The following is a 25,152-nucleotide window of genomic DNA, read 5'->3' on the forward strand; positions in this document are numbered from 1 at the left end:
TATCTAAAAATCTTATAATTTTGCGATACCCTCACAGACTTCATCATACATCCGCAAAAACTCAAGGTGATTCTTTCGGATATACTTCACATCCTCTTTCTTCCCTGCATGTTCCAGTAATTTTGCATAGGCAGAAAGACGCTCTGCGCCTATGGTGAGTGATGTGCTTTTTAATGCGTGAACCTTCACAGCATAATTCGCCCAGTCAGCGGCTTCATAAAGAGCAATAATCTCTGCCTTTTTATCCGCGCTCTGAGACTGGAACATCTGCAGCATCTCCATATAAAAATCCTCATCGCCGCAGCAGTAATCAAGCCCTATCTTGACATTGACGCCAACGCTCTTAAGACTGGTATAAGACACAGACGTTCCTCTTTCCAAAACGCCTTCTTCCAGAGCTTCATCAAGGTTACTGTTATCCTCCTGTGATTCCTCCCTTTTCCCTGCTATGTCCATCTCTGGTGGCTTTTCCTTTTCCTCTGCTTTATTTGACACCGCTAGCTTTACTTTTTCAGCTTCTTTATCTTTCGCTGCAGGCTTCACTTTTTCAGCTTCTTTATCTTTCACCCCAGGTTTTACTTTTTCCCTTGCTTTATCTTTCATCCCAGGTTTTAATTCTTCCCCTGCTTTATTTTTCACCTCATGCTTTACTTTCTCTTCTTTGCCTACCGCCGTCTTTGCTTTTTCAGCTTCCTTATACGTTATATCCCTTGCTACAGAGTCCACATAAACCGTTGGCTTATGCTGAACCACCGGCGCAACGCTATAATGAATACAAGTCTCCGGCAGCACCTTGCGCAGCACCCGCTCCAAAACTGCTCGCTCAATAGGCTTCGGAATAAATTCTGAAAATCCCTCATTCCGAAACATTTCCCTGGCGCCGCTTATGGTGTTCGCTGTCAAAGCAATCACAGGGCGGTCCCTATACATTCCATTATTCATCTCACGGATACGCTTAAGCGTTTCCACTCCGTCAAACTCTGGCATCATATGATCCAGGAAAACAATATCATAGGAAATGTTACGGCACCTCTCAATCGCCTCTCTCCCGCTTAAACAGGTATCAACCTGTATCCCGTAACCTCCCAGAACCCCTTTTGCAACCACAAGGTTCATTTCTTCATCATCCACAGCAAGAACTCTGACTCCATCACAGGAAAACGGCTTGCGTTCTGCAACCTGCGCCTCTTTAAATCCGTTCTCCCTCACCTCGCCGTTTAACAGGTTCACCACAGACAGAGCTGAAAACGGCTTGCGAATCACAAGCAGCCGGCTGTCTCTGTCTGGCATAAACCCTCTCTCAGCAATCACTACTACCCGAAACTTATTCGCCAGTTCCTCATAGTAGGTCTTGTTTTCTTCATATTCCGCCTGAGCAATAAATATATGAGTCAGCTTATATGTACGCTGCAGCTTTAAAAGCCCTTCAAAATTATGAGCCTGGTATCCCTCAATGCCAAGCCCTTCCACCATATGGTGAATCAGCCTGTCATAATAACTCTTTACTTCGTCACAGCTATATTTCTCCGGCCTGAAATAGCACGCAATACAAAGCTGATCAGCATGAGCAATCTCCATGCAAGGCGCATCGTCCGCCACCCCCTGGGGAATCGTAATATGAGCCTTAAGCCCCTCGTTCCCTTTGCCGTCAAAATAAATAAAACCTCCCATGGCATTGAGAAGCCCTCTCGCAATTGGAAGGCCAAGACCAAGGCCGCCTACCAAACGTCTGGTTCCCGAATCGGCCTGATAAAAATCATCATACATCTGGGTAATCTGAGAATCCGTCATTCCAATGCCGGTATCAGAAATATCTATAATCAGATTGACTCCATAACTCTCCCGTCTAAATTCCACACAGACACAGATACCGCCGCTCTCTGTAAACTTAATGGAATTCTCCACCAGAATTTTTAGTACATGTGAAATCTTCTCCGCATCCCCGATAAGGATTGACGGAAGCTTGGGATCAATATCAAATACCATCTCCAACTGATTCCTGCTGTTTTGCACCGCCATAATGGTAAGTACGTCATTCAGTAACGAAGTAAACCTGTATTCCTCCTTTGCCGGTGAAAGCGTCCCCTCTACAATCTCCGTGTAGTCAAGCATATTGTTGATAAGATTAGAAAGACGCCTGCCCGCCATACGAATGGACTTGACATCTTCCCTCATCTCCGGAGAAATATCCTTATCCTGCAAAACCTCGCTGATTCCAATTACCATGTTAATTGGAGTCCGAAGCTCATGAGATACATTTGACAGGAAAACCGCATTCTGCTTTCCCGCTGTCTCTAACTGGGCAAATGTTTCCTCATGCTTTTTTCTTTCTTCCAGCCTATTATTAATCCGATAGCGCGCAATCCCCGTCGCACCTGCCACCACTGCCGCTCCCAGTATTAAACGCATAATTACCCGATCTCCCGGAGAAACCGCTATGGAACGCAGCAGCCAGATTTGATAAACCATTTCCACTAAGTACAAAGCGACCGTCATACACAACAGCCGCTTTCTGTCAAACAAGGAAAAAATAAGAATCAAGATACATGCCACAGCCGGAATATCAAATATGATACCCCGATGTACACCGAAAAAGAAGAATTCACCCAACATTAATCCAGCGCACAGATTCTCATACAATATCTCTGAACCACTTCTTCCAATGTGAAGAAACCACACGCTGAACATTCCGGCAATAATTAATGGAACCATCCAAGGCTCCCACGCCATTGTAAGCGTCATCATAACCAGCATTACGCTGAATACTGTGACGATGACAGCCAGAAGCAGATGTTTACTTGTCTGCCTTTTCGTTCTCATTCCTTCTCAAGCTCCTTTGCAACTCGTTTTAGTAATTCCTTGGGGAAAAATGGTTTTTTGAGGTAATTTGCAGCGCCCAGCCTGATCGCATTCATAACGTCATCCTCATAACCCGATGCAGTCAGAAAAATTACGGGAAGCTCCGCTGCAATCTCTTTCATACGCTCAAATGTCTCAATACCGTTCATCTCCGGCATTGCAATGTCAAGAAGAACCAGATCTATCTTTTCACCCTTCATCTTATTCAGTGCTTCTTTGCCGGACTCTGCAAGAAGCACATTGTACTGCTTCTCCAAAATCCTTTTCGTCAGCATCAAATTCATTGCGTCGTCATCCACGACTAAAATACGTTTCTTCATATCTGCCTCCCTCTTTGCTCTTAGAGATTACCGAATCCCTGATAGATATATTGTAAAGCAGAGCCTGAAGAAAATCAAGTGTAACAAATACCATCTATTTCTCATATAGAAATTTTTCAGGAAGGTTTACCTTAAAATCTACTGCAAGATCTCTGAAATTTTGCGCAGAAATCGTCTGCTGTTTGTCCTGTCTCATAGACAGCACCTTCACCAAAATCTCGGCAGATTTTTCCACTGTATGCATTAGGCCAAAGGTCAAATCAAAATCCTCACCAGATACAAACATGCCATGATGGGCCCAGATTGCCACGTCATAGCGCTTCATCAATTCACTGGTCGCCACCGCAATCTCTCTGCCGCCCGGCACCATCCAGCCCACTACCCCAATTCCGTCCGGAAATACCACTGGACATTCCGTCGCCATCTCCCAAAGCTCTCTGGTAAATATTTCATCCTTTAAAGGCAATACAAATGTAAGGGCAATCACATTTGCAGGATGGGCATGGTAAATGACCCTGTGCTTCCCCCCTGTTGCCGCCATCTTCACCTCATGGTTCATCAGATGGCTAGGAAACTCACTGGTAGGTCTTCCTCCATTCACAAGTCCCCAGCAAATACGGTACTTCTCACCTGTCTCATCAATTTCCACAATCGCCAGTGAATCCTCTGGCATTAAAATTGTATTGCGGAAATATTTGCCGCTTCCTGTTACCAGAAAAAAATCTGCCGAAAGCTTTGGAACAGAAGTCCCAATTTCCTTCCACTCCCCGTCTGTACATAAATCTTCTCTTACAGCCTCTACTTCCTCCTGTTTGATTCGGTAGGTTAAGTTTCCTCCATTTCTTTCATGCCATCCCTGCTCCCATCCATCATTACACATACGAATAAATCCCTGAACAAATCCTGCTTCTAATACCTTCATCCTCATTTTCCTTTCTATAATACCACTGTTTCCGATTTCTGCTGCGGCTGATACTCTTTTATTTCAAATGACTCATAAACACATTTTCTAGCCGCCGAAAGCCCCATAAATTCTCCTGCTTTAATAAGCTGGGCCATAAGATTCCCGATTGCTGTCGCCTCTGTGGGCCCTGCATAGACCTTCTTCCCTGTAGCGTCTGCTGTAAGCTGGTTGAGATACTCCGCATTCGCGCCTCCTCCAATAATATGAATACTGTCATACCTTTTTTCGGTCAGCCTCTCCAGCTCCCTGACAGTAACGCCATAACAGTCAGCCAGACTGCGATAGATTACTGCCGCCATTTCTCCCGTCGTTTCAGGCACTCTCTGCCCTGTCCTTCTGCAATAATCCTGTATCTCCTTCCTCATGCTGTCAGGCGCCATAAAACAACCGTCGTTTGCATCCACACGGGATGGGAAATCCTGATTTTCCTTTGCCATGCCGCACAACTGAGCAAAGGAATATTCATCCTTCAATTCATGCCGCACAGACTGTATCATCCACAGTCCCATAATATTTTTCAGATACCTGAACCGATAATCATAACCGCCCTCGTTGGTCATATTTGCTTTTCTGCTCTCTTTGCCGCAGTCTGCTTTTTTCAGCTCAACTCCCATAAGGGACCAGGTTCCCGAACTGATATAAAGTCCGTCTCCGTTCTCTTTTGGAAGGGCCATTACTGCAGACGCCGTATCATGGCTGCTGCAAAGAACCACCTTGCAGTCAAATCCTACCTCCTTTGAAACCTCCTTTGAAAGAAAACCAACCTCTGTTCCGGACATCTTAAGGGGAAGGAAGATGTCCGTCGGATATCCCAATATCTGAAGCAATTCTTTATCCCACTGTTTGGTATCCGGACTTACAAGCTGCGTAGACGTAGCGTTCGTGTATTCTGAAACCTTCTTGCTAGTGAGGCAGAAGCTAAAATAGTCTGGAAGCATCAAGAATGTTTTTGCCATCCTGAGTATTTCCGGTCTTTGAAGCCGGTCCGCCATTAACTGATAAATCGTATTAAACATCTGCTTCTGGATTCCTGTCCTTGCATACAATTCATTTTCCGGAATCAAACGATATACTTCATCATCACACCCTGCTGTTCTTTCATCCCGATAGCCATAGACATCTCCAAGAACCCTGTCCTTTTCATCCAAAAGTACATAATCTACTGCCCATGTGTCAATCGACATACTCTCTGGAATCTTCCCAAGCCTTACACATTCCCTCATACCATTCTTAATCTCACCCAGAAGATACTCTACATCCCACAAAAGTCTGCCGTCCTTATTTGTCATTCCATTTGCAAAGCGATAGATTTCTGTAATCTTAAGATTTCCCTCCTCCATGTGCCCTAATATGTGCCTTCCGCTGGATGCCCCTATGTCTACGGCGAGAAAATACCTGCTCATGTTCATCCCTCCTAAAAAGTAATGTAGACTTTTCCTTCTCTAAGGGTTATTATATAAAAAAACAAACCGGAAATTAAGGTCATACCCAGACAAAAATAGGGACCTTATTTGCATTTTTGTGAGGATATATCATGAATCAGATACTCTTAGACAGTCTAAGAAAAATTACGGAAGAAGAAAACGCAATCCTCCACGGCAGTTCAAGTGTACAAAAGAAGCTCTATACATCAAAAAAGGAGTTTGTGATTGACAATGCAAAGCTGTTAGAACGGGGACATCTGATTGAGCTTCGTCCCCATACGCGTTTTGTCCATTTCCCCAGACACCGCCATAATTATGTGGAGATGGTGTATATGTGCAGCGGAACCACCACGCACATTATTAATAATACTGACCGAATCAAACTGAACGCCGGAGATCTTCTCTTTTTAAACCAGAACGCAACTCAGGAGATTTTTCCTGCAAAGGAGGAGGACATAGCAGTAAACTTCATTATTCTTCCAGAATTCTTTGACTGTGCGCTCACTATGATTGAGCGCGACAATGTGCTGCGTAATTTTCTGATTTCTACTCTATCAGAGGATACCTCCCAGATTAGCTATCTGCACTTTGAGACGAAAGAAATCCTTCCAATCCAGAATCTCATTGAAAATATGCTCTGGACTCTTATTGATAAAAAGCCAAATATGAATACCATTAATCAGATTACAATGGGGCTTGTTTTTATGAATCTGTCTGCATTTGGCGAGTCTATTATGAAAAAGCATCCCGGCAGCTATGAACAGGACTTGATCTTCCGTATCTTAAAGTATATTGAAACCCATTATAAATCAGGAACACTGGCAGATATCTCCACTGAAATAAAGCTGCCGAATTATCAGGTAAGCCGTCTGCTGAAAAAATATACCGGACATACCTTTAAGGAATTGCTGCAGCAGCAAAAGCTGCAGCAGGCAGTATATTTGTTGTCCCAGACCAATCTGTCTATTGATGCAGTTATCGGCGCGGTTGGGTATAATAACAGCAGTTTCTTCTACCGCATATTTCGAGAGAAGTATGGGTATTCACCTGGGGAATACCGGAAATTGTAAAAAATTATACCTTGCTGGATGAAGTCCACCCACCCGAAGGGTATGCTTTACGGTGTGCCCTTGGGTATACCTTTGTATTACTACCGCCAATTTAACAAATGAGAATTTACATCGCAGTTATTTTTTCAGAAAATCACTAAATTCCTTCAATTCCTTTTTTGTATTTTCTGAAAGTCTGTTATATTCTGTATCATGAATTGCTCCCTCTAATGTATATAAATGTACCAGACACACATTTGGATATTTCTGCTTTAGCTTAAGAAATGCACCTTTTGCACCTACCTCAATAAGTTTCTCAGAAGATTCAATACCAACAGCTCTCAGCTTATTGGCCATTTCTTTACCAATATTCATCATTGATGTTAATTCTGACATATTAATCTCCAACTCTCCTTAATTTACTTATCCTTCCAAGCTTCGCAAATTCTCAATTTGACCTGCTTGAATCGCCGCAATGTTTTTCTTAATTCTGTTTTCAGACCAGTTCCACCATTGAAGTTTCAATAATTCAGAAATTACATCATCTGAAAACCGTTTTCGTATCGGTTTTGCCGGAACACCTCCAACAATAGTATAAGGCGGTACATCTTTTGTAACAACTGCTCGTGTACCAATAATCGCTCCATCACCAATTGTGACACCAGATAGAATAATCGCTTCAAAGCCAATCCAAACATCATTGCCGATTATAATATTGCCCTTGTTGTCCCATGCGCTTGCAATCTCTTTTACGTCCAATTCCCATTCCTCAAAAAATATCGGAAATGGATATGTTGAAAGTGAAGACATTGCATGATTTGCACTGGTAAACAAAAACTTTGCTCCACAAGCAATCGAACAGAAGCGACTATATCGGTTACTACAATGCAGCGTCTCACTTCATACCTCCATTAACTTTAATTTGCAGATTTGATTATATCGTGTCTGTTCTCAGTTTATCATACTACATAGCCCGCCTCATTTAATAATTCTAATGACCTTTTATAAAGCGGGTCTAACTCACACCCACAACTGCCACATTCTCTATCTGCTTGTTTGATAGAAGCAATGAGCGTATCTTTATCACATTCCCCCTTCAACCACGCATGTGCAGGAACAGAAATCAAATCCCATCCAGATGCTGCAAATTTTTCCATAATACTTCTCAATTCCTCCATAATGTTTCATCCTTTCTAATTTTGATAATCTTTAATGACTCTTACATCTAAATCTTTCGCATCAACTAAACTTTCCTGTCTGGACTTAGGAGAATACATCAAAAAAATGCTTTCGTTCTGTATCCTCTCTAACTCTGTTTCAGATTTTATTTCCGCAAACAGGACAAAATATCCATTCTGCTGCCATTACGCTAAATCCTCAACATTAAAACTTTCTGTTTTTAAATCACAATAATGCCTGCCCTTTATTGCTGTAAATCTCAATACGCAATAGTCTGGGTCAGTTACCCCCTGCTTATAATACATAGTATCCCCTGTACACCAGATTTCCCGCTTTATATCATCATCCTGCAAAACTTCCATTGTACCTGTCAGCATAATGCCTTCAAACTTAAAACGTCCTCTATTATAAGAATAGATACTTGCCTTTGGATTCCCCATAAACTGCTGTGTACGCATGGAAGATGTATTGGTCGAAAAATAAAAGCAATTTCCCTCTATTTTGCGTGGTGTAAACATTGCTTTCATATTGGGAAAACCATCTTCATCCACAGAACCGATAAATATTGTTTTTTGTTTTTGGATAAATTCAATGATATGTCGTCTTGTTTTCATTGGAAATCCTCCTTGCTTTAAAATTATTTGCTTGAATGCAGATTTTTTATCAAGGTTTCAAGTATTCGGGCAAGATACTGTTCAAATTGATTCTGCTCCTTTTCCGAAAAACCTTCATAAAATAAAATGTTCATTTGCTGAGATACAACTTCATATTTTGCTTGTAATGATTTTGCATACTCTGTAAGCGACACAATGGTCTGACGGCGATTCTTAGGATTAATATTCCTTTCCACAATTCCCTTATTAACCATACCATTTATTACTACAGATACTGTGTTTTTAGCAAGGGAGGTTTTTTCACTTATTTCGCTGATGGTAAGATTATCTGTTTTCCATAAAACAAATAAGATTCTTCCCTGTCCACCACTTATTTCAATGTCATTTTCAAGTAATAATCTTTCAAAAATCCGATCTTGAAGCTGTTTTATCTGCGTAATATAAAATCCACCATTTGTTTCCAATCAGCCGCCTCCAATCCCATTAGAACAATTCTATATAGAACAATTATAAGCTTACCATAACTTTATTGAGAAAGCAACTTGAAATATCACGACAAAACGCAGAAGGCACAGAAAGCTATGTCAAAACAAAGAGAGTGCATAGAGCGTATCAAACGCCGGAAGGCACAGGGGCTTCAAGGCGTCCCTTTAGATGATACCTTCGCCAATGATGACATCCAGAAACTCGAAAAAGAGCTTATATATGCATAATAATATCGCAAAATCTATTTTGTTGACTTTAAAGTGTATTTTTGCCAAAATGAAAGTATTCACTTGCATGGAGGTGATAATTTGGATGAAACAAGTCAAAAAATTATAGATGCCGCAATGATGCTGGTAAGAGATAATGGGTATGTTGCCACTACAACGAAAGCGATTGCAAAAGCTGCAGGAGTGAATGAGTGTACCCTGTTTCGGAAATTTAAGAATAAGAAAGATATTGTACTGCAAGGTGTAAGCCAGGCAGGATGGAGGGCAAATATAACTCCAGAAATTTTTGAAAATGTACAATGGGATTTGCAGGCAGACATAGAGATGTTTATGAAAGCATATATGGACAGGATGACGCCAGATTTTGTAAATTTGTCTATCGGTTTGAGGGCCCCTCAATTATATGAGGAAACGTCTTCCCTCATTATGAAAGTTCCACAGGCTTTTTTATCATCATTCACACAGTATCTTAATAAAATGTTTGATTTGGGAAAAATACCCAAAGCAGATTTTGACGCTCTGGCTCTGACAGTTTTTTCATCAACATTTGGCTATGCGTTTTTAAATGCGTCTTTCGGCAATGAATTATCTAAAGTAGAAAAAGATGAATATATAAAAAGTAGTGTAAAAATGTTCATAAAAGGATTAGAACAGTAAAAATCGGTACTGCCCTTTATAGGAATCTGTTACAACTTTATTTGCTTATCCAGGAGGACAGGCAATAGACCTGTTTAATGCGCTATATGGAGAAAAGGATTTAGACGTTATTTTGCCACGCCATGAGCAGGGATTAGTTCATGCGGCAGACGGATATGCCCGCTCCACAGGAAGGGTGGGCGTCTGTCTTGTGACAAGCGGACCGGGAGCCACCAATCTCGTTACGGGTATTGCCACGGCAAATTATGACAGTGTTCCACTGGTATGCTTTACGGGACAAGTACCAACCAGCCTTATTGGGAATGATGCTTTTCAAGAAGTAGATATTGTAGGCATTACAAGAAGCATCAGCAAATATGCGGTAACGGTACGAAAAAGAGAGGATTTAGCGGAAACAATCAGAAGGGCCTTTTATATTGCAAAGACAGGAAAGCCGGGAGTGGTTGTTGTTGATTTACCAAAGGATATTCAGAGGGCATATGGCAGCGATCGCTATCAAAAGGAAATTACTATAAGAAGTTATAAGCCAAATACTTCCGTTCATACGGGACAATTAAATAAAGCATTAGATATTTTGAACCATGCTAAAAAACCCATTTTTTTAATAGGCGGCGGAGTTAATATTGCCCATGCAAATAAGGAGATGACACAACTTGCAGAATTGACAGGAGTTCCCGTTATTACAACAATTATGGGAAAAGGGGCAATTCCCACAACAAATAATTTGTATGTTGGGAATATAGGCATTCACGGATGTTATGCCGCCAATTCTGCAATCAGTAATTGTGATGTCCTTTTCTCAATAGGAACAAGGTTCAATGACCGTATTACTGGGAAAATCGAAAAATTTGCAGCAAACGCAAAGATTATCCATATAGACATTGATACGGCATCTATTTCCCGTAATATTGTTGTTGACGTTCCAATTGTAGCTGATGCAAAAAAGGCGATATGTGCTTTGCTTGAAAAGGCAAAGCCACTTCATATTTCAGAATGGACAGATGAAATAAACCACTGGAAACTGGAATATCCGATTGACATGAAAAACAGCGGTTTGACGCCGCAGATGGTTATTCAATCCATCAATGAACTTTTTGAAGATGCTGTTGTAACTACTGATGTAGGTCAAAATCAGTTATGGACAACACAGTTTCTTGATCTTGACGAAAATAAGCGAATGCTGACATCTGGCGGCTTGGGAACGATGGGATACGGTTTTCCCGCCGCGATTGGGGCGAAGCTTGGCAATCCCCATAAAGATGTAATTGCCATCTCTGGTGATGGCGGTATGCAGATGAACATTCAAGAAATGGCGACTGCCATTGTTTACGAATTGCCTATTATTATCTGTATAATGAATAATGGATATTTGGGGAATGTACGGCAATGGCAGGAGATGTTCTATGACAGGCGTTATTCGAGTACCTGCATGCGTTACCGAAGAAGTTGTGAAACAGGCTGTAATACTCCCAATCATTGCTGTTCAGAATATACGCCTGATTTTATAGCGCTGGCAGAAAGCTACGGGGCGAAAGGCATCCGTGTTACAAAAGCAGAGGATATAAAAACAGCTTTGATAAGTGCAAAGCAGAATGGGAAAACGCCTACGGTTATTGAATTTATCATAGACAGAGAAATCAATGTTATGCCGATTGTCCCACCAGGGAACTCCCTTAATGACATGATTTTGGAAAGTGCGGAAAGCGCAGAATGTTGTTAAAATTAATCATTGTTCGGATGCAGATATAACGGAACTATTTCGTATTTCAAAAGTATTCGGAATTACAATCATTGATTATGATGGTTCCACGGTTCATCTGGAATATATGCAGACAGAGAACAAGAATGATGATTTAATCATCCTACTAAAAAGAAAATTTGTGAACAGAATTGAAATAACAAGAGGGGGAAGCATTGCAGTTGAATCAGTCAGTATATCGGAAAGATAACGGCTGTAATGCTTCATGCCAGATAGAAATGAAACAGAGCCAAGAATGTCCGGTCTGGCGTCTTCCGCCTGGTCAGATCCAGCATATCTTCCCTTATTAAGCATTTCCATCTCTCCCCCAGATTACTTATTCTATCAGATCTGGATACGGCCAATCCAGAATCCCTCCGAATTCCATAATATTTTCATATCCCATATCTGCAAGTTTTTGCGCCGCCTGTTTGCTCCGGTTCCCACTCCGACAGTATACCAGGATCTCCTGGTCTTTATTCGGCAGTATGTCCGGTTCACTTGTTATATCCTCATTCGGCAGACATACTGCGTTTTTGATATGTCCAGAATCAAATTCCTCCTGAGTACGTACATCCAGAATAATTATATCCTTTTCCGTATTCATCCTCTCTTTTGCTTCCTGTGGGCTAATCTGTTCATAGGTCATCGCTGCATCCTCCTGCTTCTGATCCTTATGAGCTTCCATCAGCTCTAAAATGGCATCCACCGTCTGCTTCTGTTGCTCCTCCCGTCTGATCCCCGCGGTATGGTCGCCCTTTTGTTCTCCGTAGTTTCCAAACTGTGCATGGTTTCCGCCTTCTATGCAGATTTCCGTATAGTCTACAGGCATGTGGATTTTCCCTTCCTCCACTTTCTCCATATTCAGAACGCCGTCTTCACTGCCATAAATTGACAGGACGGAAAAGGAATCCGATTTTAAGTTCTTCGTCGGGTAGGCTCCTAGAAGCACCAGACCATCCAAGCTCTCCAGATGCCCAGAAGCATAAGAAGCTGCCATCGCCCCTCCTAAAGAATGCCCAGACAGATACCAGTGATTATACTCATAAGAATCCATAATCTTTTTTGCTTTATTCTTCCCGAAAAATGCAAGATTACACGGCATTTTCATAAGGAAGCAGTCAATCCCTCCTTCAGCCAGATCACTTATAAGCGGAAGATATGCCATATATTCCACCTTCGCACCCGGATAGAAGATCATTGCCACGTTATCTCCCGGTCCATCCAGATATAGACCATCAGACATTTCCGTTACCGATACGGAAGTCCTCTCCTGTAAATATACCTGTACATTTTCATCTGCATGATAGAAATCATTTATATACCATAATGCTGTAATAAGAAATATCATTCCCACCAATAATGGAAGAACTATTTTCTTCTTATTCCTAATCTTTTTCATCCCTTATACCCTTTATGTTCATTCCAGAAAAATAACAGGAAATATATTTCCCATCTGAATATAATATCCTGTTATACCACAGTAGTTACAGCTGAATTCTCCAAATGGATTCTAACTGCTCTGCAATGGCAGGAATCACATTCAGCCAACTCTTACAGCGGTTTAAAATAATAGCATCTCCGCTGATCACGCCATCCATCTGTTCTAAAATCCGGTCTACGTCAGGGATAATCTGTGTCTGCACAGATATATTATATCCCTTTGCACACTGCCGGATCAGCCCTGATAACCTGCCTGAATTAGATACAGGCGCGTCTAAATAAAAAACTGCCTCAGATATATGCAGAAGTCCCAACTGCTTATACAGTAATTCAATCGCTGCCTGCGTTTTGTCAATGATGCGGTATGTTCCCCGTAATCCAGCCAGATCACGCAGCACCCCGTCCCTGCAGTAAAAAACAGGAGCGCCTGACAACGCCACTTCCAATGTAATAATTGTATTGAAACCGTCTATATGCACCGTCTCTGGCAGATATCTCCTTCCTGTTTGCAACAACTCCTTATTCACCCGTTTCTGAATATATTCCTTTGCCGACACAGACCTTGCCAGAGCCAGGCGCTGCCGCTCGGAAAACAGGTAATGATTGCCAACAAAAGTCGTGACCGGTTTGACATCATATCCCCTGTCTAAAAGAAATTGCACTTCATCTGCTGCTTTTTGCAGCAATTCTAACTGCTTTCCGGTAAACTGCTTTTCATCCTCCGGAACATATCCCCTTCTGCTCATAGTCCTCTTATCCCTTTCCGGAAATTCCCTGGCCTGCAAATACAGCCAGTACTCCAAACGTAACACTGAGTACGGTATATATGACTGCCAGATGTATCTTTCCATCTTTCATCAGGTCTGCCGTCTCCAATGCAAAGGAAGAAAATGTAGTGAAGCCCCCGCATATCCCAACCTTCAGAAATAATACGGTTCTGGAATCCAGGGAATCTGTTTTCATTGCCAAAGCAACAACAATTCCGATCAGAAAAGAACCTGCTATATTTATCATTAATGTCTTTATGGGAAATGTACATCCCTCTTTCAAAGGGAGCATTCCTATTAAATATCTGCAGACCGCCCCTATAAATCCACCAATCCCAACAGCGATACAATCTATCATAACAAACACCCTTTTCTTAATTTAGGATAGGTCAATTATACTTGTTTTCCAATTCCATTGCAACATCTGTTGTCCGTTTCCCATTTTCCAATACTGGAATGGATGCCTGTAATCTCCAGCTCCTCCCCATCCCGTCCGTCAACCTGGACATAATAATTCCCGATATATATGGGAAATGCAATGGTCCTGCTGGGAATATAGCTTCAGCGTCTGAAAATTCAACAGACATATATCCTTCACCGCTGATTCTCCTTCGTATCCATAACTGTCCATGCATGCCATTCATATCTTTTTGTGATTTTTCTGATTTTTTTCTCAATCTTTTTACTATCATTTTTTCTTGTTTTTCCAACGTAGTTTACTTCCTCATCTATGTAAAGAATATTATAGTTGGCAACACTTTTTCCTGAAATATAAATAATTTGTATAGAACAGGCAGTCCTATAGACCACCTGTCATATAAAATAATCTGTGTAAAACTTTCAATTACTCGAACACTGGAAAAGACCGTGGCAGAGCTTACGCCGGAGGAAGCGAAACCTCTGGAAATCCACAGAAGCCGGAAGAAAATCGCAAGGGAAAAACGGGTATAGCAAGCCGAAACCGACCCAGCAGCAACGGCAGAGCTGGCAAAGAAACGGGCGTATGCTTCCAAAGCCACCAAGAAATCCCGACAGAAAATGTATGAGGAAGCTGCCGCTGGAACCCCCGAAGCGGTAGAACGCTATGAGAATTATCTCTCCGCAAGGAAGGACGCATACCACAAAAAAATTGCTATAATTTTTCTGTTGACTTAAAGTGCGCTTCATAGTTTATCTTGAAAGATGGTTTTTAAGATGTATTCAGCAAAAGAAGCAGCAGATATGTTTCCCTGTTAAGACAAGGTAGCGGAACAATTCCACAACGATATGAAATGGTTTTAAGTTACAAAAAAGATATTGAATCTCAAATGTCAGACTTAAAAATGCCCTTGCTTTGACACAAAATAAGCTGATGTTTTATCAAGAAATTTTGAAAAAGTCTTGCGGTAATAATATGACATATCTTGAAGAATAGCACTCGTTTAAAAATGGAGGAATTGGCGAAAAATGAAAACAGCTTTAATTACAGGAACTACAAGAGGAATTGGCAAAGTATTTGCTGAAAAATTTGCAGGTATGGGAAATAACCTTCTTCTTGTATCAAGAAACGAGGAAAAGTTAAAAAGACAGCAATACGATTTACAAAGCCGATATCATGTAGCAGTAAAATATATTGCTTGTGAATTAACACAATTAAATGCGGTTGATTTGATTTTTGAGAGGTTGAGTAATTGGCAAGTATCCGTTGATTTTCTTGTAAATAATGCTGGTTTTAATGAATGTGGGTTGTTCACTAATACAGATATGGAGCAGGAAATAAAAATGATTGATTTACATATTCGATTTGTTACACAACTTACAAAACGTATTTTACCCATGATGAAAAAGAATAACTATGGGCGAATAGTGAATGTCGGTTCAACTGGTTCATTTATACCCTCTCCATCAGATGCAGGGTAGTGTCAAATACAAAATGAAGGAATTATTAATGAAAAACCTCACTCCTGTTGCGTGGAATGAAAGAATCCACTTTGAATGTCATCATTGCGGCGCATGCTGCCGCCACGTAAAGGACAGCGTTCCGCTGGAGAGCCTGGATGTCTACCGGATAGCCCGATTCCTACGGAGCCAGGATAAATCTTTTGATTCCATAGACTACATGCTGTCCCGGTACGCAGAGCCGGTCCCGCTTCATGAATGCGGTTACTTTATTTACACACTAAAGACAGTTGGTGCAGACGATGCCTGCATTTTCCTGAAAGATAACCGGTGTACGATCCAGGCCGCAAAACCGCGGGTCTGCCTTACTTATCCGTTGGTAGCGGAGCCGGATGACGCTTCCTCTTTCCAGTACTATCTCAGTATGGAGAAGAACCACCATTTTACAGGCAGAAAATTCAAAGCACGGGACTGGATGAACCAGTATTTCACACAGGAAGACAGGGCATTTGTCAATGCAGACATTTCGGCAGTGCCAGAGATTGCGTGGCTGCTCAGGCAGATACCAGAGAAATACAAGCACAGGGCATTGTTCTTTTTTCTGTTATACAAATATACAGACTTTGACCTGAATCAGCCATTTCAGGAACAATATGAACAAAATAACAAAAGACTAATTACTTCTTTAGAGGCAATGATCTCATAAGCAATCAAGGAGGACTACATATGAATACAAGAATGGAAGAAATCATGCACGCTATTGAACATAACAAACTGACTGCCGATGATCCGTTTCGTTTTCACTGTACACAATGTGGGAAATGCTGCATCAACCGGGAGGATATCCTGCTGACACCGCTGGATCTCTTCCGGATTGCAAACGAGCTGAAGCTGTCCTTAAAAGAATTCATCGACCAGTATTGCGAGTTGTATATCGGGCCGGATTCGCACTTTCCGATCATCCGGCTGAAACCCAGGGGTTCCATAAAACGATGTCCTCTGCTAAAAAACCGCAGATGCTCCGTCCACAAAGCAAAACCTGCTATGTGCGCCATGTTTCCAATCGGACATGTCATTGCGTTTCCGGAAGATGGAACTTCTTCTAACGCACCAGTGATTGAATACTTTTATATGAATCCAGGATGTGGGAACAATACCAGGACGCAGACTATACGTGAATGGTTTGATTCTTTTGGTATTCCGCTTGATGATGACTTCTTTATTGAGTGGGCGTCATTCCAGAAGAATTTTGTAACCCTCATTAGAGAAGCAGAAAGATTCCTGGGCGAAGCAGCTATGCGGCAAGTATGGAGCCCGATCTTTGGCATCCTCTATCTCTGTTATGATTTGGAAAGGAATTCCTGCCACAGTTCCGGAAAAATGCCGAAAAACTGCTGCGAGGATTACAGATGATAGCAGGCACAAAAACAACATAGGGAACGCTGCCGGCTATACCGGCAAAGGCGTCTATACTTGAATTTAAAGGTAAAAAATGATATGATAAAATCACCAAACAGAAAGGGCGCAAGAGGTCCATTGGACCTCTGTAATGCGCGGACCGAAGCGAAGCGTAGAAACATATGGGAAATATATATGATGGAGCATTCCGGACAATCCTGAATGACTGCCGGAAATTGATTATACCTGTAATCAATGAAATTTTTAGTGAACATTACACGGGAGAAGAAGATATTCGCTTTTTCCCTAATGAACACTTTTTAGACCAGCAGGATGTGGCTGACAAGGAACGGATTACAGATACAAATTTTCAGATTATTGGCATCACAGCCAAAAAATATCATCTTGAATGTGAAAGCAGCTTACCGGATGGCAGAATCACAATCCGGCTTTTCAAATACGATGCCCAGATAGCGCTTGATGAGGGCGAAGTTACAGAAGAAACTCTGACGGTAACATTTCCCAATACGGCGGTGATGTATCTGCGGGCATATAAAAAGACTCCGGATAAAATGAAATATGTGATCATAACACCTGGCGGGACGGTGCAATATGATGTCCCGATTATGAAGGTGCAGTCATATTCACTGGATGAAATCTTTGAGAAACGCTTATTAATGCTTATTCCATTTTATATTTTCTCACATGAGAAAAGTTTTTCGGAATATAATAACAATGAGCTGAAACTGGAAGAACTGAAAACAGAATATCGGACGATTTTAGAAAGACTTGATGATCTGGAAAAGCAAGGTATTATTGGCGCATTTGACAAACGGACGATCATAGAGCTTTCAAGTGATGTGATCAATGAAATCGCACGAAAGTATGAAAACGTGCAGAAAGGCATAGGTGCTATGATGAGAGGACCATTGATTCAAACAGAAGCAAGAACTATTTTAAACCGGGGCATTAGTGAAACAAAAAAAGAAACGGCGCTTAGGATGCTGAAAATGGGAAAACTGACGGCCGAGGAGATTGTGGAATACTCTGCCCTTAGTGTGGCAGAAGTAGAGCAGCTTGCGAATCTTCAGACAATATAAACAGCAGGGTAACTAAATAGACTGAATTTCTGTGCCATCTGGTGATAAGATTACCATAATCACCAGATGGTTTTTTCATGTCAGGAACAAGCTCTGCTGCTCATATTCCTGTTCCCGCCAAAGCTCTGGCGGAGTCTTATGAAGCGCATACTCCGTAAATTTGTCATCATAAACCCAGTCCTCCAATTCACCCTCATCCAAAACCAGCGGCATACGATTATGAACAGGATCTACAGAAGCGTTCGCCTCTGTCGTAAGAATAATAAAACGCGCCCCATCCTGAAACCGGTTATAGAATCCTGCCATAAATAAAACCGGCCTGTCTTCTCTGAAAAATATCACCTTATTCTTATCTGAATCCCACTCATAAAAATGCCTGGCCGGAATCACGCAGCGCCTGTGCAATACGCTTTCACGAAATGTCCTCCGTTCCAGTGCCGTCTCTGCTCTGGCATTAATCAGCAGTCCTTTTTTCTGATACTGCAGGAATCCCCAGTGCATTTCATTCAGTTCCAATGCCGGTGAATTTTCCGCTGCAGAACCTGTCGATAACGGATTTTTCTGCCGGCTGTGGCAAGTCAGAATACCGGCAGGCTGGGAGGGGTAAATATCCCCTGTACGCATTTTCTGTATCCGCAGATCTACGCCGCGGATCACCCGTTCAATCTCTTTGGCTGTCCCCTCATCTACATAGAACCGTCCGCACATAATTTTTCTCTCCTTTTCCTGTCGCAGAGTATCCATTCATCCAGCGTGAGTGGGGTATAGTCCGAATACATGCAGAAACAATTAATCATATTCGACGGAATTGCCCGTTTCTCCCCGTCCGGATTTTTACGGATACTGCCCCTTGTTATTTCCCGGAATTGTTCAATCAGCCGCTGGTCATAGGTATCATGCACATGGCCATAAAGCATATATACTTTAGGATTCCCATTTCCGTCCAGACGATACTGCCCGTTATAACATATGATAGGATAGTGGCAGAGAATGACCTTCCGTTTGTTATCCTGCAGTTCCTCATAAGGTTTGATCCACACAAAACGGCTGGCATTATAATCCTTATTCTTCAGGAACCGGTCATGGTTCCCCTGGATTAGGTAGAGACGTCCATTCAGCTTCCCTAGCAGTTCATTGGTTTCTTCCGCCTTTCCCCATGACAGGTCACCCAGAATCACCACCTCGTCATTCTTCCGTACCTTTTCATTCCATCTCTGCAGCATATATGCATTCATTTCCTCCACATCCGCAAATCCACGGTAATCCATCTTTGTATTCAGGTTCCTATGGAAGAAATGTGGGTCTGCAATATAATATCTCAATCTATCTCACCTGCTTATCTTGTAATCCTAGCAATTTATTTTGATTGCTGGCTGTTTATCATTCGCAATTAATAATCATATTGTATGTAATCAGACCAGGAAAATCAACTACAGATTATCCCAACTACAGAACCCGCCACTGGCAGCTTCCTACGTATGCTATGGCAAGTAAAAATTCCAGCAGAGTATTAACCCTGGCCGGAATTTTTCTTTTGCAAACCTACGCTCATAAAAAGCAACACAATCAAACGCATACATTTTGTTCTGACGATGATATTTCCCTGCAATATGGCTTCAGAAGGATGTCTGCTTTTTCCAGAAAATCCTTTCTTCCCGTACTCTCCTGATAGACTTCCCACAATACTTTATGTAAGTTCTCCATCTGGATGTCGCCGCAGTGCCTCTCCAGCATCTTCATAAAGGGAAGCGCCATAGTCTTGCGAAAGTCCTTTCCAAGCCGCAGGTTGTCGCCTTCCAGACCATATACCTCCTGGATGCACTCCAGCACAACATCATAATCTGCCTCAAACCTCATAAGCACCTGATCCATTGATCTCTCCATTTCGCAAATATCCGGTAGCCCCTTTACATCCGGACAATCAGCCCGTCAAGGCTCATTCGAGGCAGTCCAACCAGATACCATTCGTCACCCATCTCAATCCTGGTCGGAACCCAGGCATTGTCCACCTTCACCTACAGAACCTGCCACTGGCAGCTTCCTCCGGATGCATGGCAAGGTCAAAGCAGTCCCCACAGTGCAGCCCGCCGTAATACGAATCCAGACCGAACCGGATATCATACCGTCCGCTTTCTTTATCATAGAACAATGCTCCTTCTCTTTTTCACTCATAACGCTATTACCTCCTCTAAAATTTGTCTTTCATATAAGTAATAGTGTCATTTTTTCTGAGATTGGAAAATTTCTGCATTTTTTTCAAAATATTTTTTTTTTTCGGTAGCGGTAAAAAGTAGTGTGAGATAAGCCTAACTCCCGTTTCAGCTCTGCCTGTGAGATCTCACCTGCAGTCACTCTCTGGTAGGCTTCGGAAAATTCCTCTTCTTTGATTGCTGGAGGCCGTCCATAGTCCTCCCATTCTCCACGGAGCTTCTTCATGACAATTCCTTCACACTGGCGTTTTTCTTTCTTCTGAATCTCAGATTCGCTAATGGAGGCGTAAAGCTCCAGCATCATGTTGTTGATCGTCTCCATCATCAGGCGTGCCATGGTGTTGTCCATCTTTGACAGATCCATTAGTGTTGTGGGAAGTTCCAGTACCATCAGCCTAACATCCCTGCTCTGTAGTTTTCGGATCTGCTCCATCGTATCCCGTTTATTCCGGCCTAACCGGTCCAGCTCTGTTACAAGCAGGGTATCTCCCTCCCGAAGAACATCTTCTACCAGAACCATATACCTCGGCCTGTTAAAATTCTTTCCCGTCTGCTGGTCCGTGAAAATATTCTCCAGTTCCAAGTCATGCTCCCTGCAAAACACTTGAATCTCATGAATCCCCCTGTCAAGATGCTGATCTCGTGTGCTCGTCCGATGATAACCGTATACAGCCATATTCGCCATCCTCCCTCTGCGAAGCGTACCAAAATGTCCACACTTTCTCCGGTATATGCCAAAAGCCGTCATGTATACATTTTGGTACAGGATTTCCGCCTGTTTTCTGCTATGCCAAAAAGTATACCTTTTGGTATATGCGTTTCACAGTCATATACGTAGGAAAATATGAAATAGCAACCTATATGTAGAAAGCCCCAGAAGATTTAATCCTCTGGGACCACAAATTTATATCCTACCCCTCTTACTGTTTGGATATATTCATGATTCTTCCATGCATTACTCAATTTTTTCCGGATACTACATATTATACGGTAAACAGCATTATCAACGTCCACTATTTTCTCATCTCCATATATTTTATTATAAAGTTGTTCCTTCGTGAATATTCTTCCTGATTGATTTGCAAGACAAACGAGAATTTGAAATTCATAATAGCTCATGGAAACCTGCTTATCCTTTTTAGTAATAGTACATTGTTCCAAGTCTATAGATAAACCCGGAAATGAAAGGAGCTTTTCACTATCTTTTCTAACTCTTAGTACTTTATCTAATTGGAGATCGAACTTTCGAGCCAGACAGTCTATTTGTTTGATTTTTAACCGGATAGAGTACTAGCCAAATTGTCAAATATGCCGGAATCTTAACTTTTAAAGCTTAAACTCCAATCTTAAAATAGTAACCTTTTTGCAGTAGATTCTCATCTTGGAGCGGGCAATATACAGGTGACATCCAGATTAGGTCAATATCCATTCTCCTCGTATAATAATGAACTCTGAATAAATTACCCCACTGATAACAGTAAGGAATTGCTTTGAATTCACTTCCTGTCTGCAGCAGGGTAATAAATTATATATACTAGTTCAGCATATAAATTCTTCCTTCATACGGTTTCATGATTTCCTGATCATTCTTATTATAATTACTCATGAGCAGATTCATTTTTTCATTTCTCAGCCTTTCCGGTATTTTAATCTTCTGAGATTTTTCCTGAAAATTAAAAATCATAAACCAGGATTCTTCCTCATATTGTCTGATATAGGCAACTATATTTTCCTGTTCTTCCATCACGGGCGTATAAGAACCATATACCATAACAGGATGCCGCTTCCTCATAGCAATCAATGTCTTATAAGTATAATACACAGACTCCTTATCTGACATGTCTTTTTCCACATTAATCTGTTTATAATTCGGATTTACTGCCAGCCATGGTTTCGTCTTCGAAAATCCGGCATTTTCACTGTCATTCCACTGCATGGGCGTTCTTACATTATCCCTGCTCATCATTTTCAGAGAATCCAGCGCTTTTACAGGGTCTTCCCCTGCTTCTACCATAGTGTGATATTTCCCGACCGTATATTTTTCATCATAATACTCAATAGATGGGAAATCCACATTAACCATTCCGATCTCCTCACCCTGATACACATAAATGGTTCCCGGAAGCGTATGCATAAGCATTGCCAGCATTTTCCCGGACTCCAGCCGGTATTCCTTGTCATTGCCAAACCGCGAAATCTGCCTTGGTGAATCATGATTTGTCAGGTATTGAGTAATCCATCCACCGTCTTCCACTACCTTTGCCCATCGCTTTTGTATCTCCTTAAACTCCGGCACTGTAACAAGATACGGATTCTTGGCAATTTCAAAATGAAACACCATATTAATTTCCTTACTTTCTTCACCTACATAATCCAGCGCTATATCGGACTTCAGATTTCCGGTTTCTCCGACAGTCATGATATCATACCTGCCAAACACCTCTTGATTCAATTTCTTTAACAGTTCATGAATCCCCGGCTGGTTTGCACACATTTCTCTGTCTACAACATAGCCGTGAATCCCAATCGGCGGTGCCGGCGGACGATGGGAATCCGGAAACCCCGCCGGCTTTTGCAGCCTGTTGACAGCATCAAGCCGAAAACCGTCAACCCCCATGTCACACCACCAGCGCAGCATCTGATATATCTGTTCCCGCATTTTCTGACAATTCCAGTTTAGATCCGGCATCTTTTTAGAATAGTTATGCAGATAGTATTCTTGTGTGTGTTCATCCCATTCCCAGGCAGATCCCTCTCCTTCATAAAAATAGTTTCCCCAGTTGTTGGGTTCCTTTCCATTTCTTGCAGGACGCCAGATATAGAAATCACGGTACGGGTTCTCTTTCGATTTCCTTGATTCCTGAAACCAGATATGTTCATCGGAAGTATGGTTCAGCACCATATCTAATATCAATTTCATTTTGCGCCTGTGTGTTTCCTCCAACAGCTCTTTAAAATCCTCCAATGAACCAAAATCCGGATTGACAGACTGGTAATCCGATATATCATAACCATTATCTACCTGAGGCGACTGGTAAATAGGATTCAGCCAGATCACATCGGCGCCTAATTCTTTTATATAATCCAGGCGCTGTATAATCCCCTGCAGATCTCCTATTCCATCATCATTCGAATCTTGAAAACTTTTCGGATAAATTTGATAAACAACTGCTTCTTTCCACCAATTTTTTCTACTCATCATATCAGATACATCCTCGCTTCATAAGGTTTAATACTTCTGGCTTCCAAATTCTCCAGTTCATTTGTTATCAGCAGTTCCGAAGATTCAGAGAGGTAATCTGCCCAGATAAACTCCCGCTCTTTGTCATGGAAATTGCAGGCAATGAAAATCTCCCGCCCCTGCCACATACGTGAATATACAAACAAATCCTCATCCTCCGGCAGATGCAGGCGAAACGCTCCAAACCGGATAATCTCATTCTTCTTCCGCAGCTGAATCAACCGGCGGTAATAGCAGAATACGGACTGCGGATCCGTGATCTGGCTCGCTGCATTAATCTCGGTATAGTCAGGATTCACCTTGATCCATGGTTCACCTCTTGTAAATCCGGCATTCCTGCTGTTATCCCACTGCATCGGAGTTCTGGCAGTGTCACGGCCTTTTGCATGAATGGACCTCATTACCTCCTGCTCCGTGTATCCCGCCTGAATCCGTTCCTTATACAGGTTCAGCAGTTCGATATCCCGATAATCCTCTATGGAATAGCGGGCATTCGTCATGCCCAGCTCTTCTCCCTGATATATATACGGCGTACCCTCTAGTCCATACAGCACAGTCGCCAGCATTTTGGCAGATTTCTCCCTGTATTCCCGGTCATTGCCCCAGCGTGATACAATCCGCGGCAGGTCGTGGTTATTCCAGAACAAGCTGTTCCAGCCGGTATCATGAAGCTCTGTCTGCCACTTGGCAATCACCTGCTTTAGCTTCCGGAAATCCAGCGGCGCCAAATCCCACTTCTTTCCTCCCGGCTGCTGATCGAGACGGACATGCTCAAACTGAAACACCATAGAGAACTCATTCCCTGCCGGATTGCTGTACCGGCGTCCGAGTTCCGGCGTTGCTCCCCATGTTTCCCCTACCGTTACCAAATCCGTTCCGCCGAAGGTGTTTAAATTCATTTCCTTAATATAGTCATGAAGCTTCGGTCCATTACTGGTAACCTTCTGATCCGGGTCTTTTCCGATCAAATCAATGACATCCAGACGGAATCCGCCTATTCCCTCAGCAATCCAGAAGTTAAGCATCCTATACAACGCTTCCCTTAAATCCGGATTCTCCCAATTCAAATCCGGCTGCTGCGGGGCAAACTGGTGAAAATAATACTGCCCAAGCTCCGGCACCCATTCCCAGGCAGAGCCGCCGAAGGTGGATGCCATGTCATTGGGCGGCTGCCCCTCGACTCCGTCCCGCCATATATAAAAACTGTGACAGGGATTATCCCGCCCCTTTTTCGCTTCTAAAACCACGGATGCTGATCCGAGGAATGATTCAGGACCAGGTCAAATATAATGCGGATATCACGTTTCTTCGCCTCGCTGATCAGCCTTCGCATATCCTCCATCGTGCCGAACATCGGATCAATATTCTGGTAATCCGAGATATCATAACCATTGTCAAACTGCGGCGACTGACAAACCGGACTCAGCCAAATCCCGTCGATCCCCAATTCCTTCAGATAATCAAGCCGGTCAATAATTCCCGGCAAATCACCGATCCCATCGCCGTTGCTGTCCTGAAAACTCTTTGGATAAATCTGATAGATCACTGCATTCTGCCACCACTTATATTCTTTCATATCCTGCCCTCTCCCTTTTTGT

General features: G+C 42.3%; 28 protein-coding genes and 3 pseudogenes. 9 read left to right on the plus strand and 22 right to left on the minus strand.

Annotated features, from left to right (window positions below; genetic code table 11):
* Window positions 1-12 precede the first annotated feature (12 nt).
* From GN277_RS23365 to GN277_RS23380, 4 genes are all read right to left on the minus strand, one after another.
* The gene (locus GN277_RS23365) at window positions 13-2,820 is read right to left on the minus strand and encodes a response regulator (protein ID WP_159754464.1); all 2,808 of its coding nucleotides are present in this window, start codon (window positions 2,818-2,820) and stop codon (window positions 13-15) included.
* Complete coding sequence (locus tag GN277_RS23370) at window positions 2,817-3,179, minus strand: response regulator (RefSeq protein ID WP_159754467.1); 363 nt, start codon at window positions 3,177-3,179, stop codon at window positions 2,817-2,819. The genes GN277_RS23365 and GN277_RS23370 overlap by 4 nt, the downstream gene beginning before the upstream one ends.
* A gap of 94 nt (window positions 3,180-3,273) precedes the next feature.
* A complete protein-coding gene (gene rhaD / locus GN277_RS23375) occupies window positions 3,274-4,101 on the minus strand; it encodes a rhamnulose-1-phosphate aldolase (protein WP_159754470.1) in 828 nt (275 codons plus the stop codon).
* Between the two features lie 14 nt (window positions 4,102-4,115).
* The gene (locus tag GN277_RS23380; RefSeq protein WP_159754473.1) at window positions 4,116-5,546 is read right to left on the minus strand and encodes a rhamnulokinase; all 1,431 of its coding nucleotides are present in this window, start codon (window positions 5,544-5,546) and stop codon (window positions 4,116-4,118) included.
* 131 nt (window positions 5,547-5,677) lie between these two features.
* On the opposite strand from GN277_RS23380, the gene GN277_RS23385 reads away from it, so the two are divergent.
* Complete coding sequence (locus tag GN277_RS23385) at window positions 5,678-6,637, plus strand: AraC family transcriptional regulator (RefSeq protein ID WP_159754476.1); 960 nt, start codon at window positions 5,678-5,680, stop codon at window positions 6,635-6,637.
* 117 nt (window positions 6,638-6,754) lie between these two features.
* On the opposite strand, the gene GN277_RS23390 is transcribed toward GN277_RS23385, so the two are convergent.
* From GN277_RS23390 to GN277_RS23415, 5 genes and pseudogenes are all read right to left on the minus strand, one after another.
* Window positions 6,755-7,012, minus strand: coding sequence for a TfoX/Sxy family DNA transformation protein (locus GN277_RS23390; protein ID WP_159754479.1), 258 nt, complete (start codon window positions 7,010-7,012; stop codon window positions 6,755-6,757).
* Window positions 7,013-7,039: 27 nt separating this feature from the next.
* A pseudogene (locus GN277_RS32215) lies at window positions 7,040-7,483 on the minus strand (CatB-related O-acetyltransferase); the annotation flags it as partial.
* A 92-nt stretch (window positions 7,484-7,575) separates the two neighbouring features.
* Entirely contained in the window at window positions 7,576-7,794 is a 219-nt protein-coding gene (locus GN277_RS23400; protein WP_159754482.1) for a hypothetical protein, read from the minus strand.
* Between the two features lie 186 nt (window positions 7,795-7,980).
* Window positions 7,981-8,409: a pyridoxamine 5'-phosphate oxidase family protein gene (locus GN277_RS23410; protein WP_159754485.1), complete on the minus strand. Its 429-nt coding sequence runs from the start codon at window positions 8,407-8,409 to the stop codon at window positions 7,981-7,983.
* Between the two features lie 23 nt (window positions 8,410-8,432).
* Complete coding sequence (locus GN277_RS23415; protein WP_159754488.1) at window positions 8,433-8,873, minus strand: MarR family winged helix-turn-helix transcriptional regulator; 441 nt, start codon at window positions 8,871-8,873, stop codon at window positions 8,433-8,435.
* A gap of 117 nt (window positions 8,874-8,990) precedes the next feature.
* Between GN277_RS23415 and GN277_RS31020 the strand changes: the two genes are divergently transcribed.
* From GN277_RS31020 to GN277_RS32495, 4 genes and pseudogenes are all read left to right on the plus strand, one after another.
* The gene (locus GN277_RS31020) at window positions 8,991-9,122 is read left to right on the plus strand and encodes a hypothetical protein (RefSeq protein ID WP_280178627.1); all 132 of its coding nucleotides are present in this window, start codon (window positions 8,991-8,993) and stop codon (window positions 9,120-9,122) included.
* 81 nt (window positions 9,123-9,203) lie between these two features.
* Window positions 9,204-9,779: a TetR/AcrR family transcriptional regulator gene (locus GN277_RS23420; RefSeq protein WP_159754491.1), complete on the plus strand. Its 576-nt coding sequence runs from the start codon at window positions 9,204-9,206 to the stop codon at window positions 9,777-9,779.
* Window positions 9,780-9,801: 22 nt separating this feature from the next.
* A pseudogene (gene ilvB, locus GN277_RS23425) lies at window positions 9,802-11,499 on the plus strand (biosynthetic-type acetolactate synthase large subunit); the annotation flags it as partial.
* Window positions 11,474-11,728 (plus strand): hypothetical protein, encoded by a 255-nt coding sequence (locus GN277_RS32495; protein WP_244324866.1) that lies wholly within the window; start codon window positions 11,474-11,476, stop codon window positions 11,726-11,728. The pseudogene ilvB and the gene GN277_RS32495, both read left to right, overlap by 26 nt.
* 126 nt (window positions 11,729-11,854) lie before the next feature.
* On the opposite strand, the gene GN277_RS23435 is transcribed toward GN277_RS32495, so the two are convergent.
* From GN277_RS23435 to GN277_RS23450, 4 genes are all read right to left on the minus strand, one after another.
* Complete coding sequence (locus GN277_RS23435) at window positions 11,855-12,868, minus strand: alpha/beta hydrolase (RefSeq protein WP_244324868.1); 1,014 nt, start codon at window positions 12,866-12,868, stop codon at window positions 11,855-11,857.
* A 136-nt stretch (window positions 12,869-13,004) separates the two neighbouring features.
* Window positions 13,005-13,706 (minus strand): DUF434 domain-containing protein, encoded by a 702-nt coding sequence (locus GN277_RS23440; RefSeq protein ID WP_159754497.1) that lies wholly within the window; start codon window positions 13,704-13,706, stop codon window positions 13,005-13,007.
* A gap of 7 nt (window positions 13,707-13,713) precedes the next feature.
* The gene (gene crcB / locus GN277_RS23445; protein WP_159754500.1) at window positions 13,714-14,085 is read right to left on the minus strand and encodes a fluoride efflux transporter CrcB; all 372 of its coding nucleotides are present in this window, start codon (window positions 14,083-14,085) and stop codon (window positions 13,714-13,716) included.
* A gap of 31 nt (window positions 14,086-14,116) precedes the next feature.
* Window positions 14,117-14,437, minus strand: a complete 321-nt coding sequence (locus GN277_RS23450) for a hypothetical protein (RefSeq protein WP_159754503.1) — start codon at window positions 14,435-14,437, stop codon at window positions 14,117-14,119.
* Window positions 14,438-15,173: 736 nt separating this feature from the next.
* On the opposite strand from GN277_RS23450, the gene GN277_RS23455 reads away from it, so the two are divergent.
* The 4 genes from GN277_RS23455 (at window position 15,174) to GN277_RS23470 (ending at window position 18,103) form a co-directional block, all read left to right on the plus strand.
* Window positions 15,174-15,626, plus strand: a complete 453-nt coding sequence (locus GN277_RS23455; RefSeq protein ID WP_159754506.1) for an SDR family NAD(P)-dependent oxidoreductase — start codon at window positions 15,174-15,176, stop codon at window positions 15,624-15,626.
* A gap of 13 nt (window positions 15,627-15,639) precedes the next feature.
* Window positions 15,640-16,311 (plus strand): YkgJ family cysteine cluster protein, encoded by a 672-nt coding sequence (locus GN277_RS23460; RefSeq protein ID WP_159754509.1) that lies wholly within the window; start codon window positions 15,640-15,642, stop codon window positions 16,309-16,311.
* A gap of 20 nt (window positions 16,312-16,331) precedes the next feature.
* Window positions 16,332-17,018, plus strand: coding sequence for a YkgJ family cysteine cluster protein (locus tag GN277_RS23465; RefSeq protein ID WP_159754512.1), 687 nt, complete (start codon window positions 16,332-16,334; stop codon window positions 17,016-17,018).
* A 167-nt stretch (window positions 17,019-17,185) separates the two neighbouring features.
* A complete protein-coding gene (locus GN277_RS23470) occupies window positions 17,186-18,103 on the plus strand; it encodes an RpnC/YadD family protein (RefSeq protein WP_159754515.1) in 918 nt (305 codons plus the stop codon).
* 75 nt (window positions 18,104-18,178) lie between these two features.
* Here GN277_RS23470 and GN277_RS23475 read toward each other — a convergent pair whose 3' ends face one another.
* The 9 genes and pseudogenes from GN277_RS23475 to GN277_RS23510 all read right to left on the minus strand — a co-directional run bounded on the left by GN277_RS23475 (window position 18,179) and on the right by GN277_RS23510 (window position 25,130).
* The gene (locus GN277_RS23475; protein ID WP_159754518.1) at window positions 18,179-18,811 is read right to left on the minus strand and encodes an SOS response-associated peptidase; all 633 of its coding nucleotides are present in this window, start codon (window positions 18,809-18,811) and stop codon (window positions 18,179-18,181) included.
* Window positions 18,790-19,425: a metallophosphoesterase gene (locus GN277_RS23480; protein ID WP_159754521.1), complete on the minus strand. Its 636-nt coding sequence runs from the start codon at window positions 19,423-19,425 to the stop codon at window positions 18,790-18,792. The genes GN277_RS23475 and GN277_RS23480 overlap by 22 nt, the downstream gene beginning before the upstream one ends.
* Before the next feature lie 244 nt (window positions 19,426-19,669).
* Window positions 19,670-19,960, minus strand: a complete 291-nt coding sequence (locus tag GN277_RS23485) for a hypothetical protein (RefSeq protein WP_159754524.1) — start codon at window positions 19,958-19,960, stop codon at window positions 19,670-19,672.
* A gap of 50 nt (window positions 19,961-20,010) precedes the next feature.
* A complete protein-coding gene (locus GN277_RS32595; protein ID WP_456300594.1) occupies window positions 20,011-20,118 on the minus strand; it encodes a DUF5348 domain-containing protein in 108 nt (35 codons plus the stop codon).
* Entirely contained in the window at window positions 20,115-20,252 is a 138-nt protein-coding gene (locus GN277_RS32600) for a DUF5348 domain-containing protein (protein ID WP_456300595.1), read from the minus strand. Before GN277_RS32600 ends, GN277_RS32595 begins: the two co-directional genes overlap by 4 nt.
* Window positions 20,253-20,359: 107 nt before the next feature.
* Window positions 20,360-20,989: a recombinase family protein gene (locus GN277_RS23495; protein ID WP_159754527.1), complete on the minus strand. Its 630-nt coding sequence runs from the start codon at window positions 20,987-20,989 to the stop codon at window positions 20,360-20,362.
* Window positions 20,990-21,195: 206 nt separating this feature from the next.
* Window positions 21,196-21,432: a winged helix-turn-helix domain-containing protein gene (locus GN277_RS23500; protein WP_159754530.1), complete on the minus strand. Its 237-nt coding sequence runs from the start codon at window positions 21,430-21,432 to the stop codon at window positions 21,196-21,198.
* Between the two features lie 415 nt (window positions 21,433-21,847).
* Entirely contained in the window at window positions 21,848-23,515 is a 1,668-nt protein-coding gene (locus GN277_RS23505) for an alpha-glucosidase (RefSeq protein ID WP_204162784.1), read from the minus strand.
* A pseudogene (locus GN277_RS23510) lies at window positions 23,512-25,130 on the minus strand (alpha-glucosidase). Before GN277_RS23510 ends, GN277_RS23505 begins: the two are co-directional and overlap by 4 nt.
* Window positions 25,131-25,152 lie beyond the last annotated feature (22 nt).

The organism is Sporofaciens musculi (genome assembly GCF_009830285.1).
Taxonomy (GTDB): domain Bacteria; phylum Bacillota; class Clostridia; order Lachnospirales; family Lachnospiraceae; genus Sporofaciens; species Sporofaciens musculi.

What these genes read in the sequence shown, in the direction of transcription:
- GN277_RS23440 (WP_159754497.1), bottom strand. Translation starts at nt 13,706, where the DNA reads ATGAGCAGAAGGGGATATGTTCCGGAGGATGAAAAGCAGTTTACCGGA.
- GN277_RS23500 (WP_159754530.1), bottom strand. Translation starts at nt 21,432, where the DNA reads ATGAGCTATTATGAATTTCAAATTCTCGTTTGTCTTGCAAATCAATCA.
- GN277_RS31020 (WP_280178627.1), top strand. Translation starts at nt 8,991, where the DNA reads ATGTCAAAACAAAGAGAGTGCATAGAGCGTATCAAACGCCGGAAGGCA.
- GN277_RS23505 (WP_204162784.1), bottom strand. Translation starts at nt 23,515, where the DNA reads ATGATGAGTAGAAAAAATTGGTGGAAAGAAGCAGTTGTTTATCAAATT.
- GN277_RS23365 (WP_159754464.1), bottom strand. Translation starts at nt 2,820, where the DNA reads ATGAGAACGAAAAGGCAGACAAGTAAACATCTGCTTCTGGCTGTCATC.
- GN277_RS23390 (WP_159754479.1), bottom strand. Translation starts at nt 7,012, where the DNA reads ATGTCAGAATTAACATCAATGATGAATATTGGTAAAGAAATGGCCAAT.
- GN277_RS23460 (WP_159754509.1), top strand. Translation starts at nt 15,640, where the DNA reads ATGAAGGAATTATTAATGAAAAACCTCACTCCTGTTGCGTGGAATGAA.
- GN277_RS23370 (WP_159754467.1), bottom strand. Translation starts at nt 3,179, where the DNA reads ATGAAGAAACGTATTTTAGTCGTGGATGACGACGCAATGAATTTGATG.
- GN277_RS23485 (WP_159754524.1), bottom strand. Translation starts at nt 19,960, where the DNA reads ATGAGGTTTGAGGCAGATTATGATGTTGTGCTGGAGTGCATCCAGGAG.
- rhaD (WP_159754470.1), bottom strand. Translation starts at nt 4,101, where the DNA reads ATGAAGGTATTAGAAGCAGGATTTGTTCAGGGATTTATTCGTATGTGT.
- GN277_RS23380 (WP_159754473.1), bottom strand. Translation starts at nt 5,546, where the DNA reads ATGAGCAGGTATTTTCTCGCCGTAGACATAGGGGCATCCAGCGGAAGG.
- GN277_RS23410 (WP_159754485.1), bottom strand. Translation starts at nt 8,409, where the DNA reads ATGAAAACAAGACGACATATCATTGAATTTATCCAAAAACAAAAAACA.
- GN277_RS23385 (WP_159754476.1), top strand. Translation starts at nt 5,678, where the DNA reads ATGAATCAGATACTCTTAGACAGTCTAAGAAAAATTACGGAAGAAGAA.
- GN277_RS23400 (WP_159754482.1), bottom strand. Translation starts at nt 7,794, where the DNA reads ATGGAGGAATTGAGAAGTATTATGGAAAAATTTGCAGCATCTGGATGG.
- crcB (WP_159754500.1), bottom strand. Translation starts at nt 14,085, where the DNA reads ATGATAGATTGTATCGCTGTTGGGATTGGTGGATTTATAGGGGCGGTC.
- GN277_RS23455 (WP_159754506.1), top strand. Translation starts at nt 15,174, where the DNA reads ATGAAAACAGCTTTAATTACAGGAACTACAAGAGGAATTGGCAAAGTA.
- GN277_RS23495 (WP_159754527.1), bottom strand. Translation starts at nt 20,989, where the DNA reads ATGGCTGTATACGGTTATCATCGGACGAGCACACGAGATCAGCATCTT.
- GN277_RS23470 (WP_159754515.1), top strand. Translation starts at nt 17,186, where the DNA reads ATGGGAAATATATATGATGGAGCATTCCGGACAATCCTGAATGACTGC.
- GN277_RS23435 (WP_244324868.1), bottom strand. Translation starts at nt 12,868, where the DNA reads ATGATATTTCTTATTACAGCATTATGGTATATAAATGATTTCTATCAT.
- GN277_RS23465 (WP_159754512.1), top strand. Translation starts at nt 16,332, where the DNA reads ATGAATACAAGAATGGAAGAAATCATGCACGCTATTGAACATAACAAA.
- GN277_RS23475 (WP_159754518.1), bottom strand. Translation starts at nt 18,811, where the DNA reads ATGTGCGGACGGTTCTATGTAGATGAGGGGACAGCCAAAGAGATTGAA.